Here is a 16242-nt window from a genome sequence, read left to right as displayed (position 1 = left end):
AGGCAGCCCGTGAAAGGAAGTGACAATGTGTTAGAAGAAGTTCTAGCAATTCATCAAAAAAATATTGGTGTGCTAAGTCTTGAAGCAACAGAAGCGGTATTAAACCATCATGATTTAGCCAAAATGTATACACCTGGTGTCGCAGAATTGAGTTTAATGATTGCCCAAAATCATGAATTAGCGCGCGAGTGGACCATTAGTGGTAAGTTAATTGCGGTTATTACAGATGGATCAGCTGTTCTGGGTCTCGGCAATATGGGCACGCAAGCGGGCTTGCCAATTGTTGAAGGCAAAGCTTTACTTTATAAAAATTTGGCGGGGGTCGATGCTATTCCTTTAGCACTGGAACAAAAATCAGTGGACGAGATGGTTCAAACAATTGAAAATTTACAAAATAGTTTTGCAGGAATCCATTTAGAAGATATTTCTGCACCAAAATGTTTTGAAATTGAAGAAAAACTTCAACAACGTTTGAACATTCCTGTGTATCATGATGACCAAGAAGGAACAGCCATCGTCGTTTTAGCTGGGCTAATTAACGCAGCTAAAATTAAAGGAAAACCTTTAAATGAATTACGTGTGGTGATTAACGGAGTTGGTGCTTCTGGTGTAGCGACCGCTAAGTTATGTATTCAAGCGGGGATTACGCATCTCACCTTAGTAGATCGCCAAGGTGTTTTAAGAGAAGAAGACCCGACATTGAATCCTTACCAACGTGCTTTGCTTCGACAGGTAATAAAACCATCAGTAGAAAACAAAGATTTAGCCACCGCTGTCGTCAATCAGGATGTTTTTTTAGGCTTATCAGAAGCGGATGTGCTAACGCCAGCCCTGATTAAATCAATGAACCAAGACCCAATTATCTTTGCTTTAGCAAATCCTAAACCAGAAATTGAACCAGCCCTCGCCCAAGCCAATGGTGTCCGTTTATTAGCAACTGGTTCTTCCAAATATCCGAATCAAGTGAACAACATTTTAGCTTTTCCAGGTCTTTTTAAAGGGTTATTGGCAGCGAAAGGCAGAAAAGTCGATGTCGGTTTGCAAATGACAGTAGCACGAAGCTTGGCCGCTATGATTTCAGAACCCACAGCAGAAAAATTCATACCTAATGTATTTGATGGCGGCGTAGTTGACACGGTTTTTAATGCTGTACTAGACTATATAAAACAAGAAAAGGCCACGGCAGAAGAAGGGACGTAAAAGGCAATGACAAAGCAAGCAAGGAGTAAATTAGCGCAGCAAGCACAATTGGCACTACTCTATGAAGTGACCTGTTTAAATAAACCAGGCTTGGTGGATCCAGTCGATGCAGGCGCCCATCAAGATATGGATGTTTTCACTTTTTTAGAAAGTAGTGTGGTTTTGACTCCTTATTTTGAAACCTTCGTTCAAGCTGGGACAGAGCTACGTCATTTGCCGATTGAGGCAACATTTCGCACGATTCGACAAGTTGGTTTAGAAGCAGAACGAGCGATGTTTGAGGCAACAGAAGGTATCAATACACATAAAGGAGCAATTTTTTCTCTAGGTATTTTTTTAGCTATCTGTGGTCGTCTAATGATTTGGGAGACCCCTTGCACCTTACAATTGTTTCAACAAACGCTTCAAACAATGACGCAAGACTTATTGGCCGACTTTGAAAACCTCGCTACGAATGAGCTAGAAAAACTAACTTGGGGTGAACGACTATTTGTTCAGCATGGCTTGACTGGAATCCGTGGTGAGGCGCAACAAGGCTATCCCGCTGTCTTTGAACAGGGAGTGCCTTATTATCAAAAACATCAAGGCACACAACAACAAAAACTCATTGATACGCTCCTTTATTTATCGCTCTATGTTGAGGATACGAATTTGATTAAACGAAGTCAAAATGTCCAAATTTTTGAAATATATCAACCGTTAATCCAGGAATATTTTGCTTTAGGGGGGATACAAACGTTACGGGGAACCCTTTGCTTAGAAAGATTGAATCACTTATTCAAAGAAAAAAATTGGAGTATTGGTGGCAGTGCAGATGCTTTAATTTTGGTGGTGTTTTTAGATAAACTAATGAAATTAAATTGGCTGACGCCTTAATTAAAAAGATAGTTACAACGCTGATTTGGTCAGTTATTTTGACCTTATATGCCTATGGAAAGGTCTCAAGAGAATTCAAGAAAGCGATTGACAAATACCACGAAACACAGTATATTTTATTACGAAATCATTCTTATCAGAGTATACAAATACGATGATAAACAGTTGAAGCGAATCTTGATTTGCTTTTCCTAAACCTGATTCTTTTAGAATCAGGTTTTTGTTTATCTAAAAGGCGGCATTCGTTCAAAAACGGCTGTCGCCTTTTTTTATGAAATTTTTTTAATATAAAAAATTTCATAAAAAAATCTTAAAAACAGAAAAAATTGTTATAGATTAGAGTCATTTTTTTGATGTAAAGTTTTTATGACTTACAGCCATAAAATTGATAAAAACAGTCAAAGAAGCAGAAAAAATAATAGTGGAATTTCTCAAAAAAATAAAAAAATTTTCCGTTATTTAATTATCGATTTATCAAACGATAAGTTATAATAAAATAATTTATTTATCTTTAATAATTGGGAAGAAACGTATAAACTTCCTCATTTTCCTCTCATTGTATAATAACTCACTAATGAATTAGTGAGTTTTTTAACATATCCAGGATGTTTGTTATCAAATGAATTTTTATATAAAAATTCACAGCATTATATTTTGAAAAGCTGAAGAAATGTACTAAACTGCAGGTGTTAAATCCATTTAAATCGCTAAAGGGGGAGATGAACAACTAGGGGAAGCTAATGATCTTGGTATTTATCGTTTATTTTAAAGAAAAGAGGGACGATCAGATGAAAAAGAAAATTGTTGAGGATTTTAATCGGAAAAGTCAGCATAAAAAATGGACAAAACGCAAGATGCTTAATTTAGCAATATCAAGTGGTTTATTATTTACGTCATTAGCAATCCCTGTAAGTATAGCTGTTACCTCTGGCACAATCAGTGCATTAGCAGCGGTCTTGGATATCGAACTATTATCAAATGTTACGTCAAATAATGACAGTGGTACTTCAACGAGTAATCGTTGGACAGTCGCAAACCAAAATCAACCAGTTAATTTCACGGTTTCTGGTGGCGCTTTAGCAGATGCTTCCGCTGTGTTTAGTGGACAAAAACAAGCGGTGTTAGTGGTTCCTCCTGAGTTAAGAGGAAATGTAGCTGCAGCAGGCAGCGCAGCAATCAATACCAACGTTACGATTGATCTTTCAAAAGTTACTTTTTTGACTGCCGTTTTGAATGCAGCCAATGATTTAACCAATGTCATTACTCAAATTACCAGTGGGGCGTTAGGGAATTTAACTGGTGTTGATATTGATTTGACGGAAGTGAATCGTCAGTTGGAATTAGTGAATAACATTGAAAACTTAGGTGCTGCTTCATTTACAGCTCCGGAAACATTAGCAGCTGACGGCTCATACATTAGCGCACCAATTAGTGATGGTTTAGGGTTAGTTTTAGCCCAAAATGTTTCAAACATCTTACAAGATTTGAATGCGGCCGTTCAAGCTTTGGAGGCAAAAGGAACCAGTATCCCAAGTAATCTTGTCGCCGCAGCCATAAATGCAGCCTTGCTTCCTGTCAAAGGCACGGTAAACGTGGCTGTTTCAGGTGCTTTGCCTTTATTAGCGGTTGGTGGTTCAGGTGTGAATGAGTTAGTGGATGCTTCTTTACTAGGCGCAACTACGGTTACTTTACCAACTACCGTTTCAACACCTCAAAATTTATCCAATAATTTAGATGCTCGTTTTGTAGGAACAGTCGTTCAAACAGATCTTTTAGACGTTAATTTATTAGCAACAGCAGACGGTGTATCCAACATTTATTTTGCTGCAGGTACTACTAGTGAAGTAACCGCACCTACCGTAACAGGAGTAACAGGCAATTCAACAGCAGGTTACGAAGTTAAAGGAACTGCCGATGCCAATACCACGGTTGAAATCCGAAATGCAGGAGGCACCGTGATAGGCACAGGTACTGCTGATGGGACAGGGGCATTTACAGTTACCATTCCCGCAGGTGAAGCAGGCGCCAATGAAACGTTAACCGCCGTAGCGAAAAACGCTAGCGGCACAGAAAGTACGCCAACAACGTTCCAAACACCAGCGGATGAGGCAACCGTAACCGCACCAACAATCACAGGAGTAACAGGCAATTCAACGGCAGGTTACGAAGTTAAAGGAATTGCCGATGCCAATGCCACGGTTGAAATCCGAAATGCAGGAGGCACCGTGATAGGCACAGGGACCGCCGATGGGACAGGGGCATTTACAGTTACCATTCCCGCAGGTGAAGCAGGCGCCAATGAAACGTTAACCGCCGTAGCGAAAAACGCCAGCGGTACAGAAAGTACGCCAACAACGTTCCAAACGCCAGCGGATGAGACAACCGTAACCGCACCAACAATCACAGGAGTGACAGGTAATTCAACGGCAGGTTACGAAGTTAAAGGAACTGCCGATGCCAATGCCACGGTTGAAATCCGAAATGCAGGAGGTGCCGTGATAGGCACAGGGAGCGCCGATGGGACAGGAGCGTTTACAGTTACCATTCCCGCAGGTGAAGCAGGTGCCAATGAAACATTAACGGCTGTAGCGAAAAACGCCAGCGGTACAGAAAGTACGCCAACAACGTTCCAAACGCCAGCGGATCCTAATACGCCCGTGGCGACGCCAATTGTTGAGACTGTAACAGGTAGTACAACAAAAGGCTATGAGGTCAAAGGGACTGCTGAAGTTGGCACCACCATTGAGGTTCGCGATGCAGCTGGCACGGTCCTTGGTACTGCAACAACTGGAACTGATGGAAAATATACAGTGACTTTAGCTCCAGGAAAAGCAACAGCAAATCAAACGCTGAGCGTTGTAGCGAAAAACGCTAGTGGCACGGAAAGTCAACCAGCAACGGCGACAACACCAGCTGATGTCACTGCACCAACAGTTGATAACATCACAGGTAACTCTGGTTCGGGTTATGAAATTACAGGAACAGCAGACCCTAACACAACAATCGAAGTTCGTGATCCAGCTGGGGCAGTCATTGGTACAGGTACCTCTGATGCGAATGGTGATTTTACTGTAACGCTACCAACGGGAACGACCGATCCTGGGGATACGTTAACAGTGATTGGAAAGGATAACGCGGGAAATGAAAGTCAACCGACTGAAGTCCTTGTTCCTGCTGATGCTACGGTTACAGCACCAACTGTAACAGGAGTCACAGGTAATTCAGTTGCTGGCTATCAGGTGACAGGTACCGCTGATCCGAATGCTACCATCGAAATTCGTGATGTAGATGGGAATGTGATTGCAACAGGGACTGCCGATGGGACTGGTTCCTTTGCCGTGAACCTTCCAGCTGGGACGGCAAATGCGAATGAAACATTGACAGCGTTAGCCAAAGATCCTGCTGGCAATCCAAGTACACCGACAACCTTCCAAACACCAGCAGATGAAGTAGTGGCACCGCCAAGTGTCGACAAAGTTACTGGGAATACAACACAAGGATATCAAGTGACAGGTACTGCTGAACTTGGCACTACCATTGAAGTTCGTGCAACAGACGGAACAGTTTTAGGCACCGCAACAACTGGACCGACTGGCCAATATACTGTGACGTTAGCTTCAGGAAAAGCAACAGCGAAACAAACAGTGAATGTAGTTGCTAAAAATGATACTGGACTTGAGAGTCAACCAACTACAGCTATGACACCCGCTGATGTTACCACACCAACAATTGGTGACATTACTGGAGATTCAACAACTGGTTATGAAATCACTGGGACGGCGGACCCTAATACCACCATTGAAGTACGGAACCCAGATGGAACAATTATTGGTACAACGACAACGGATGATCAAGGAAACTTTACTGTGGACCTTCCAGCGGGAGCCGCTAATCCTGGTGATACATTAACAGTTGTTGGAAAAGACGGTGACGGCAATGAAAGTCAACCAACGGAAGTGACGGTCCCTGAAGATGCAACCGTAGCAGCACCAACTGTGACGACTGTTACAGGAACAACCGCCACTGGGTATCAAGTAACCGGCACGGCAGAGCCAAATGTCACCATTGAGATTCACAATGAAGCAGGTTTAGTTATTGCTACGGGAACAACTGATGGTGCTGGCGCCTTTACAATCACTCTTCCGACGGGCACAGCAACAGCTAACGAAGCCTTAACTGCCATTGCGAAAGATGCTGCTGGGAAAGAAAGTAATCCGACTGCTTTCAAAACACCTGCTGATCCAGATGCACCAGTCGCGACACCTACTGTTGACAAAATTACTGGTAGCACGACAAAAGGCTATCAAGTAGTAGGAGCAGCAGAAGTTGGTACAACAGTTGAGGTGCGTGACGCCGATGGCACAGTCCTTGGCATGGCAACTACTGGAACTGATGGCAAATACACAGTGACTTTAGAGCCAGGGAAGGCCTCAGCTAACGAAACAATAACTGTCGTAGCGAAAAATGCAACAGGAAAAGAAAGTCAGCCAGCTACAGCAACTACACCAGCCGACTTAGCCACACCAACCATTGATTCTATTACCGGAAATTCTAGTAAAGGTTACGAAATCACTGGAACGGCGGAGCCCAAAACTACTATTGATGTCCGTGACGCAGACGGAACCATCATTGCTGCTACAACTGCTAACGAAACCGGCCAATATACGGTGACTCTACCAGCTGGCGTAGTGACACCAGGAGAAACGATTACGATTATTAGCAAAGATAGCGCTGGTAATGAAAGTCAACCAGCTACAGCCGTTATTCCAGCGGATGTTGTTTTAGCGGCGCCAACTATTACGAAGGTTGAAGGAAACAAAGCCAATGGCTATACAGTCACTGGAACTGCTGATCCAAATGTCACGGTTCAATTTTACAATAGCAGTGAAAAATTATTGGCAAGTGGCAATACAACTACTGGAGGCACCTTCTCCGTTCATATTGCAGCAGGGTTAGCAACAGAAAAAGAAACGTTAACCGCACTAACCACAGATACACAAGGAAATGTGAGTCCTAAAACCACATTTATGACGCCAGCCGATATTACGGGAGAACCAGAAATTAAAATTGCGGCACCAACTGTTTCTTCAGTTTTAGGAACGTCTAAAGCCGGCTACCTCATCAAAGGAACAGCTGAACCAAACCGAATCATTCAAATTAGTAACCGACTATTAAGAAGTGTGATTGCTGTAGGTGCCACCGATGCTGAGGGCAACTTCGCTATCCAATTAACTGCGGGACAAGCGACTGCTCAACAAAGTTTACTTGCGACAGCTACCGATGGCGCAGGACATTACAGTACGGCTACAACCTTCATGACACCAGCCGACCCAACGAATCCTGGAGGAGGCAATGGTAACACTGGTGGAAATAACGGCAATACAGGCGGCAACACAGGAAACAATGGCGCAACTGGTGGGAATAATGGGAATGGTTCAAACACAGGTTCAAATCCAAATGGAGGTTCTGGTTTAGGGACAACAGGTTCTGGCTTAGGTTCACTAGGCAATGGCCTCGGTACAAATGGTAGTGCCTACAATCCGAAACTAAGTACCATCAGTTATGGCACTGGAAATCACGGGAAAACAGGCTACTTACCTAGTACAGGTGAAAAAGAGTCCTCAGCCGTGACAACAAGTTTGTTTGGCGCCTTTGTCGCATTCCTTGCGAGCATGGGAATCATCAAACGCAAACGTAAAAACTAGCTCTCTCCTTTAATTCCTATAGATGAGAAAACGTATTGTTGAGAATTCCCCACTCAATGATACGTTTTCTCGTTCCATTTAATGAAGAAAAATTGCCAAATAGAATAAAATGTGCTATTCTATTTTCAGAAAATCGAAGGAACAAGCAGTGAAAGTGCTAAATCCAACCTGAATTTTTTAATGCAGGAGGAGTGGGCGCTTTTTTTGTTGTTATGAAGAAAGGAAGCTAATTATGCAATCAGCTACAATGGAATTTGATACAATTGCGGCGATTTCTACGCCGCCAGGTGAAGGTGCGATTAGTATTGTTCGCTTAAGTGGCGAGCAAGCAGTTGCTATTGCAAACAAAGTTTATCGGTCAGGCACTAAAGATTTAGCTAAAGTCCCCACGCACACGATTCATTATGGTCATATTGTTGATCCGCAAAACGATCAATTGATTGATGAAGTCATGCTTTCTGTGATGCGGGCACCGAAAACATTTACACGAGAAGACGTGGTAGAAATTAACTGTCATGGCGGCATTGTCGTGGTGAACCAACTACTGCAATTACTGTTACGTGAAGGCGCACGAATGGCCGAACCTGGGGAATTTACAAAACGTGCTTTTCTAAATGGCCGAATGGATCTTTCACAAGCAGAAGCAGTGATGGACTTAATCCGTGCTAAAACGGATAAAGCGATGAATGTTGCATTGAACCAATTGGATGGTAACTTGTCGGCGTTAATTCGTTCATTAAGACAAGAAATTTTAAATACTTTAGCGCAAGTAGAAGTTAATATCGATTATCCAGAGTATGATGATGTCGAAGAATTAACCACGAAATTACTTTTAGAAAAAGCCGAATTTGTGAAAGCACAGATTCAACAATTATTAACGACCGCTAAACAAGGAAAAATTTTGCGAGAAGGTCTAAGTACAGCAATTATTGGCCGACCAAATGTCGGGAAATCCAGTTTGTTAAACCATCTGTTACGAGAAGAAAAAGCTATCGTTACAGATATTGCTGGAACGACACGTGATGTCATTGAAGAATACGTTAACGTTCGCGGCGTTCCTTTAAAATTAATTGATACAGCGGGGATTCGCGAAACAGAAGACATTGTGGAACGAATTGGTGTCGAACGTAGCCGCAAAGCGTTAGCAGATTCGGATTTAATTTTGTTAGTCTTAAATCAAAGCGAAAAATTGACAGAGGAAGATCGTCAACTGTTGGAAGCAACGAAAGGCTTAAAACGCGTTATTCTTTTAAATAAAATGGACTTACCGACAAAACTGGATCCTAACGAATTACAAGAATTAGTCCCTGCAGAAGAAATTTTATCCGTTTCGGTGTTGTCAAACACAGGCTTAGACCAGTTAGAAGCGAAAATTGCTGATCTTTTCTTTGGCGGCCAAACAGGCGAAAAAGATGCTACCTATATTTCTAATACACGTCATATTGCTTTGCTGGATCAAGCAGCGCTTTCGTTACAAGAAGTGATTAACGGCATCGAAGCAGGTATGCCAGTCGATTTAGTTCAAATTGATATGACCCGTTGTTGGGATTATTTAGGGGAAATCGTCGGCGATAGTGTCCAAGATGAATTAATTACACAGTTATTTAGTCAATTTTGTTTAGGAAAATAAGACAAGAGAGGAATTTTTTATGAATCAATATCAAGCAGAATCATATGATGTTATTGTCGTCGGTGCTGGACATGCTGGCTCTGAAGCAGCCTTAGCAGCCGCACGAATGGGCGTTAAAACGTTACTTTTAACGATTAATTTAGATATGGTTGCTTTTATGCCATGTAACCCTTCTGTTGGTGGACCTGCCAAAGGAGTCGTTGTCCGAGAAATCGATGCATTAGGCGGCGAAATGGGTAAAAACATTGATAAAACCTACATCCAAATGCGGATGCTAAATACTGGTAAAGGTCCAGCAGTGCGTGCGTTGCGCGCGCAAGCCGACAAACATGCCTATGCGACAGAAATGAAACATACCATTGAAAAAGAAGAAAATTTAACCCTTCGTCAAGGGATTGTTGAAGAATTAATCGTGGAAGATGGCGTTTGTCGTGGTGTTGTAACTTCAACAGGTGCCGCATACCGTAGTCAAGCAGTGGTGATTACTGCCGGTACTGCCTTGCGTGGCGAAATTATTATTGGTGAATTAAAATATTCATCAGGACCAAACAATTCACAACCTTCCGTTGGTTTAGCCAATCATTTAAAAGAATTAGGTTTAGAAATCGATCGCTTTAAAACAGGAACGCCGCCGCGAGTAAAATCAAGTACGATTGATTATTCTGTGACAGAGGAACAACCAGGCGATAAAGAACCCAACCATTTTAGTTACAGCACGCCAGATAGTGCCTACAATCAAAACCAAGAACCTTGTTGGTTAACTTATACGAATGAAACAACCCATGAAATTATTCAAAAAAATCTACACCGCGCCCCAATGTTTACTGGGATTGTGGAAGGTGTGGGCGCTCGGTATTGCCCATCCATCGAGGACAAAATTGTTCGTTTTGCAGACAAACCAAGACACCAATTGTTCTTGGAACCAGAAGGGTTGAATACCGAAGAAGTTTACGTCCAAGGCTTATCTACTTCTTTACCAGAAGATGTCCAAACAGAAATGCTTCATTCTATTGAAGGATTAGAAAAAGTAGAAATGATGCGTACAGGTTACGCCATTGAATACGATGTGGTAGTCCCTCACCAATTACGCCCAACATTAGAAACAAAGGTCATTGAGAATCTTTATACAGCAGGTCAAACGAACGGAACTAGTGGCTACGAAGAAGCTGCTGGTCAAGGCTTGATGGCAGGAATTAATGCTGCATTGAAAATTCAAGGCAAAGAGCCTCTTGTTTTAAAACGTAGTGACGGCTATATTGGCGTCATGATTGACGATTTAGTTACAAAAGGTACCAACGAACCTTATCGCTTATTAACGTCACGTGCGGAGTATCGTTTGATTTTACGACATGACAATGCGGACTTACGTTTAACAGAAATGGGTCATGAAATTGGCTTAGTCAAAGAAGAACAATATGCCGCCTATCTAGTCAAAAAAGCGGCTGTTGAAGCGGAAATTGCCCGCTTAGGCAAACATCGGATTAAACCAACCAAAGAAGTGCAAGCATTTTTGGAAACCAAAGGCGCTGCTGGCTTAAAAGATGGTATTTTAGCTAGAGATTTTCTGAAACGCCCAGAAATCAGTTATCAAGAAGTCGCTCAATTTATTCCCGCACCTGAAGAGGCGCTCAATCCAAAAGTGATTGAACAAGTAGAAATTCAAATCAAGTACGAAGGCTACATTAAAAAAGCCATGGAAAAAGTTGAGAAACTAAAACGCATGGAAGCAAAACGCATTCCAGAAAACATTGATTACCAAGCGATTAACGGTTTGGCGACAGAAGCAAAACAAAAACTACAAAAAATCCAACCAGAAACGATTGCCCAAGCAAGCCGTATCAGCGGTGTGAACCCCGCTGACATTAGCATTTTGATGGTTTACATCGAACAAGGAAAAATCGCGAAAGTGCAAAGATAATAAAAATTTGAAGCAGTTGCTTCTTCACGGATGATTGATTGTGAAGAAGCAACTGCTTTTTTGTTTTGAATTAGTCTACTTTTTTTTCTAAACTGCAAAAAAAGACTGTCTTAAATAATTTCACAAACTGACCTATACTGAAAGCGCAAACAAATGATAGGAGTGGAACAAATGACAGATTGGTTAAGAATTAAAGGAAAAGTAGTGATTGTTACAGGAGGCTCATCTGGTATTGGTCGCAGCATTGTTGAAAGCTTGTTAGCACAAGAGGTCTATGTCGCTAATTTTGATATTTCAGCATCAGAAACGCAACATGAGCATTTACTCTTTGTGAAAGTCGATGTAACTTCTCGAGCAGAAGTAGAAGCGGGTGTCGCTCAAGTGGTGGAAAAATTTGGAACCGTAGATGGCCTAGTAAACAATGCCGGCATCAATATTCCTCGTCTATTGGTGGATAAAAATCATCCTCATGGGCCTTATGAATTATCGGATGAGGTATTCGATAAAATTGTAGCCATCAATCAAAAAGGGCTCTACCTAATGAGCCGAGCAGTGGGCCGAATTCTTGTACAAAAACAAACAGGTGTCATTATTAATATGTCTTCAGAAGCTGGATTAGAAGGCTCCGAAGGGCAAAGCGCCTACGCTGCAACGAAAGCAGCGGTCAGCAGTTATACACGTTCATGGGCTAAAGAGTTAGGAAAATCAAACGTCCGTGTCGTGGGGATTGCGCCAGGCATTATGGAAGAAACTGGTTTGCGCACTTTAGCATACGAAGAAGCATTGGCTTATACACGAAACATTTCTGTTGAGCAATTGCGAGCAGGTTATTCAAAAACAAGTACGATTCCATTAGGTCGTAGCGGAAAACTCCATGAAGTCGCTGACTTAGTATGCTATTATTTATCAGACCGTTCAAGCTATATTACAGGCATCACCACAAACGTAGCTGGAGGTAAAACAAGAGGATAGAGGTGGGAAAACTAAATGACGCTAGTAAATAGATGGTACCAAGTAATAAAATTACTAGTTGATCACAAAGGAATGAGCTTACAGGAATTGCAAGAAAAATTAGCCGCAAGTCCTCAAACAGTTCGTAAAAACATTGATACATTGAATGATGAATTAATCGGTATCGCCCAAATTATTCAGAAGGAAAATCTCTTTCAGTTAGAAATCAATAACTTTGAAGGTTTTGAAGAGGTTTTGTCTGGACGGCTAAAAAGGGAATCTGATTTTAATTCTTCAAGCAAGCGTGTTTCCTACATTATCAAACGATTAATAGAAGAAGATCAATTTTTTTCAACTTATGATTTATCCGAAGAACTCGCCGTTAGTCGCGGCACAGTTAATAAAGACATTAAGCGCATGAAAGAGCTGATTGCTCCTTGGCAGGTTGCGGTTGTAGGCACGCCAAACCGTGGCATTCATTTAGAAGGAAAAGAGTTTGATTTACGCTTACTTCATGTGAATTACGTCCAAGAATATTTTGAAGAACAGTTTCTTCATGAAACTACCAAACAAATGATACAAAAAATAATCAAAGAAACAAGACTAGCAAAACAAGATAGTTTTCTTTTACGAAGAGTGGTTTCAATTGTTTTGCAGCGTGTTTTAGCTGGAAAACTCATTACGGAACTACCACCAGAATATGTTGATTATGTTCGTCATAACGAGCAGATTGAAGAACTGATGTATCACTTGGAAATAACCTATAATGTAACGTTAAGCCAATGGGAACGTTCCTTTATCAGCTTTCCTTTTAACATCAACACAAACCATATTCGTAATTCTTTATTGGCTGATGAAGGACTCTTAGCTGACTATTTTCAAAAAATGATGAAAAAAATTCATCATTCAGTTGTCGTTGAATTTGATGAGGACTTCTTGTTTTCAGAAATGAAAGATCATTTAAGAAACGTGATGAATCGACTCGTTTTTCATGTGGAATGTCACGATTTATTTTATGGAGAAATTGAACGACAATATCCTTTGGCCTATGAATTAGCCAAAATTGGCTTGCAAGAATTGGGCCGTTTGTTGAATCGTTGTGTGCCGACGGTTGAATTTGGGTATCTCGCTTTGTATTTTGAACTAGCATTGAGAGGGAACTATGAAGCGGGAGCCAAAAAAGAAATCGCTGTAATCTGCAGTACAGGTCATGGAACGGCCTTGATCATTCAGCGGCAATTGGAAAAAGTTTTGGGTCCAGACGTCCAGATTGCCCATTTTTCTGAAGAAGAGGCAGAGAGAAGAGAATTGAATCAATATTTTGCTATTTTTACAACCATTCTCTTAAAAAATATTCGACCACAAACACCGATGATCCATTTAACTAATTTATTTAACGATACTTGGCTCAGAAATGAGTGGCAGAGAGCAAAAGAAATTCGTTCCGTGGAATCTCAAAATATTCATATGACCTATCAATTATTAGAGAATACTCAAGGTTACCGAGCGAATATTCAGAAAATGGTTGCTGATTTAGAAGCAGAAAAATTAGTAGATCCCCAATTTATCGAACGAATTTTTACTAGAGAAAATCAACAAACAACTATTTTTGAATCGGGGATTGCCTTTCCCCATACAATTAATCAAGCCTTACCAACGATTATTTTATCGATTGGGGTTTTTGAAGAATCACTGGTTACACCAGAAGGTAAAGTTGATGTTATTTTGCTGTTGGGTATTCCAGAAGAGCTGACTGCCACTGTTGAAGCAGAGTTACTACAACTATATGACCGCTTGTTTACAATCGCAGGAGACGAACGTTTACGTAATGAATTACGGAAGCAACGAGATCTTTTAGCGGTTAAAGAGTGGATGCAAAGGAAGGGGATTATCATATGAGTTTTATCTACGTATTCGGGGCGCTTTTTTTAACAGCTTACTTCGTTCAGATAGCTATGGGAATGAAACAGATTAAACACTTTAATCAAAACTACCAAGAATTGCGACAATTAGGAAAAGTCGCGATTGGTCGACGTGCAGGGAAGTTAAAAGCAGGCACGATTATCTTGTTTGCTGTGGATTCACAAGGGAAAATCTTAGCCGCTAGAAAGATGCAAGGTGTCACCGTTCTAGCTAAATTTCATTCCTTACCTCAGTACGTGAACGAGGATATTCATTATATGGATCATTACCATCCACTCGTACAAAAGGAAAATAAATTAACCCAACAAGCGATGGAAAATGCACGAGAAATTTACTTACGTGTTGAGCTTGGCAATTATCAAGAAACACAACCATTAACGCCGCTTAATGGAGCCAAAATTCAATGGCAATTATGGAAAAATAAAGTACAAACAAAATTGAAAGGAAGTGTCGAGTAATGTCTTATATTACAAAATTTGCGGAAGGATTTATGCACCTTTTCCAAACAGGAGCAGAAACATTTATTTCTTGGATGACAGGCATCGTACCTGTTGTTTTGATGTTAATGGTAGCTATGAATACTTTAATTGCTTTTCTAGGAGAAGAAAGAGTAACCAAAGTAGCCAAACTTTCTGCTAAAAATCCTGTTACGCGATATTTAGTGCTGCCTTTTTTATCCGCTTTTATGTTAGGCAATCCAATGTCCTTTACGATGGCTCGATTTTTACCAGAATACTATAAACCTAGCTATTATGCTGCACAAGCGCAATTTTGTCATACCAGTAATGGAGTTTTCCCTCATATTAATCCTGGTGAATTGTTCGTTTGGTTAGGGATTGCGCAAGGGATTGATACGTTAGGACTAAATTCGATGGACCTAGCGATTCGCTATATGTTTGTAGGGATATTAATGAATTTTATTGGCGGTTGGGTTACCGATTTCACTACCGCCTATGTTTGCAAACAACAAGGAATTACCCTTAGTAAAACAGTAGAGATTGCTGTGGATTAGAAAGGAGCAAGGTGCGATGACGTACAATAGTATTAAGGTAGTTAAAGGAAATGGCGGTTATGGTGGGCCCTTAGTAATTACACCGACAGAAGAAAAACATAAATTTATTTACATTACAGGTGGCGGCGAGAAACCCGCAATCGTTGATAAAATCGTAGAATTGACAGGAATGGAAGCGGTCAATGGTTTTAAGACATCGATTCCAGATGATGAAATCGCATTAGCCATTATTGATTGTGGAGGCACTCTTCGTTGCGGGATTTATCCTAAAAAAGGAATTCCTACTATTAACGTTGTTCCAACTGGCAAAAGTGGTCCCTTAGCACAATACATTAATGAGACAATTTATGTTTCCGCTGTAGGCCCGAAACAGATTACATTGACATCAGAAGAAGCTTCTGCTGATACAGAAAAGCCCACCTCGAAAAAAACAGAATTTAAATATGATACAAGTAAAAAAATTACTGAACAAAAAGCGGAACAACAAAGTTTTGTTGCGAAAATTGGTATGGGTGCAGGAAAAGTTGTAGCGACATTCAACCAATCAGCCCGTGAAGGCGTACAAACGATGATCAATACAGTGATTCCGTTTATGGCATTTGTTTCTTTATTAATTGGTGTGATTCAAGGTTCAGGAATTGGTGAATTTTTTGCCAATATCATGGCGCCATTGGCAGGAAACATTGTGGGGTTAACAATTATTGGTTTTATTTGTTCTCTGCCGTTTCTTTCTCCTTTATTAGGTCCTGGAGCAGTAATCAGCCAAGTAATTGGTACGTTAATTGGTGTGGAAATTGGGAAAGGCAACATTCCGCCACAACTAGCTTTACCAGCATTGTTTGCTATTAATACACAAAACGCATGCGACTTTATTCCCGTGGGTTTAGGCTTGGAAGAAGCTGAAGCTGAAACCGTTGAAGTCGGGGTCCCTTCTGTTTTATATTCTCGTTTCTTAAATGGTGCCCCTCGAGTACTAGTTGCTTGGTTAGCAAGTTTTGGATTGTATAGTTAAAAAATTTTTTTGGAG

The 16242-nt window shown here is 41.0% G+C and carries 10 protein-coding genes; all 10 read left to right on the top strand.

Going from position 1 to position 16242, the window contains the following annotated elements; translation table 11 throughout:
* The first annotated feature begins 27 nt into the window (after positions 1-27).
* The 10 genes from IGJ41_RS13530 to srlE all read left to right on the top strand — a co-directional run bounded on the left by IGJ41_RS13530 (position 28) and on the right by srlE (position 16227).
* Complete coding sequence (locus IGJ41_RS13530) at positions 28-1200, top strand: NAD(P)-dependent malic enzyme (protein WP_002363552.1); 1173 nt, start codon at positions 28-30, stop codon at positions 1198-1200.
* A gap of 6 nt (positions 1201-1206) precedes the next feature.
* On the top strand, positions 1207-2076 hold the full coding sequence (gene citG, locus IGJ41_RS13525; protein WP_153853748.1) for a triphosphoribosyl-dephospho-CoA synthase CitG: 870 nt from the start codon (positions 1207-1209) through the stop codon (positions 2074-2076).
* Positions 2077-2816: 740 nt separating this feature from the next.
* Positions 2817-7781, top strand: coding sequence for an Ig-like domain-containing protein (locus IGJ41_RS13520; RefSeq protein ID WP_373966843.1), 4965 nt, complete (start codon positions 2817-2819; stop codon positions 7779-7781).
* Between the two features lie 232 nt (positions 7782-8013).
* On the top strand, positions 8014-9411 hold the full coding sequence (gene mnmE / locus IGJ41_RS13515; RefSeq protein ID WP_002367535.1) for a tRNA uridine-5-carboxymethylaminomethyl(34) synthesis GTPase MnmE: 1398 nt from the start codon (positions 8014-8016) through the stop codon (positions 9409-9411).
* 19 nt (positions 9412-9430) lie between these two features.
* Complete coding sequence (mnmG, locus tag IGJ41_RS13510; RefSeq protein WP_153853750.1) at positions 9431-11329, top strand: tRNA uridine-5-carboxymethylaminomethyl(34) synthesis enzyme MnmG; 1899 nt, start codon at positions 9431-9433, stop codon at positions 11327-11329.
* 171 nt (positions 11330-11500) lie between these two features.
* Positions 11501-12301: an SDR family oxidoreductase gene (locus tag IGJ41_RS13505; protein ID WP_438714602.1), complete on the top strand. Its 801-nt coding sequence runs from the start codon at positions 11501-11503 to the stop codon at positions 12299-12301.
* 15 nt (positions 12302-12316) lie between these two features.
* Complete coding sequence (locus IGJ41_RS13500; RefSeq protein WP_438714600.1) at positions 12317-14179, top strand: BglG family transcription antiterminator; 1863 nt, start codon at positions 12317-12319, stop codon at positions 14177-14179.
* The gene (locus IGJ41_RS13495) at positions 14176-14661 is read left to right on the top strand and encodes a transcriptional regulator GutM (RefSeq protein WP_002368739.1); all 486 of its coding nucleotides are present in this window, start codon (positions 14176-14178) and stop codon (positions 14659-14661) included. Before IGJ41_RS13500 ends, IGJ41_RS13495 begins: the two co-directional genes overlap by 4 nt.
* Entirely contained in the window at positions 14661-15215 is a 555-nt protein-coding gene (gene srlA / locus IGJ41_RS13490; RefSeq protein ID WP_002355983.1) for a PTS glucitol/sorbitol transporter subunit IIC, read from the top strand. The genes IGJ41_RS13495 and srlA overlap by 1 nt, the downstream gene beginning before the upstream one ends.
* A gap of 16 nt (positions 15216-15231) precedes the next feature.
* Entirely contained in the window at positions 15232-16227 is a 996-nt protein-coding gene (gene srlE, locus IGJ41_RS13485; RefSeq protein ID WP_002379286.1) for a PTS glucitol/sorbitol transporter subunit IIB, read from the top strand.
* Positions 16228-16242: the final 15 nt, after the last annotated feature.

Origin of the sequence: Enterococcus sp. DIV1537a (genome assembly GCF_051712085.1) — a bacterium.
Classification (GTDB): Bacteria; Bacillota; Bacilli; order Lactobacillales; family Enterococcaceae; genus Enterococcus; species Enterococcus faecalis.
The sequence above is the reverse complement of the archived record's forward strand: the minus strand, read 5'-3'. Positions and strand labels throughout refer to the sequence as shown.

Coding starts and splice junctions, on each gene's coding strand:
- IGJ41_RS13500 (WP_438714600.1), top strand. CDS start 12,317: ATGACGCTAGTAAATAGATGGTACCAAGTAATAAAATTACTAGTTGAT.
- srlA (WP_002355983.1), top strand. CDS start 14,661: ATGTCTTATATTACAAAATTTGCGGAAGGATTTATGCACCTTTTCCAA.
- IGJ41_RS13520 (WP_373966843.1), top strand. CDS start 2,817: ATGATCTTGGTATTTATCGTTTATTTTAAAGAAAAGAGGGACGATCAG.
- citG (WP_153853748.1), top strand. CDS start 1,207: ATGACAAAGCAAGCAAGGAGTAAATTAGCGCAGCAAGCACAATTGGCA.
- IGJ41_RS13495 (WP_002368739.1), top strand. CDS start 14,176: ATGAGTTTTATCTACGTATTCGGGGCGCTTTTTTTAACAGCTTACTTC.
- IGJ41_RS13505 (WP_438714602.1), top strand. CDS start 11,501: ATGACAGATTGGTTAAGAATTAAAGGAAAAGTAGTGATTGTTACAGGA.
- srlE (WP_002379286.1), top strand. CDS start 15,232: ATGACGTACAATAGTATTAAGGTAGTTAAAGGAAATGGCGGTTATGGT.
- mnmE (WP_002367535.1), top strand. CDS start 8,014: ATGCAATCAGCTACAATGGAATTTGATACAATTGCGGCGATTTCTACG.
- mnmG (WP_153853750.1), top strand. CDS start 9,431: ATGAATCAATATCAAGCAGAATCATATGATGTTATTGTCGTCGGTGCT.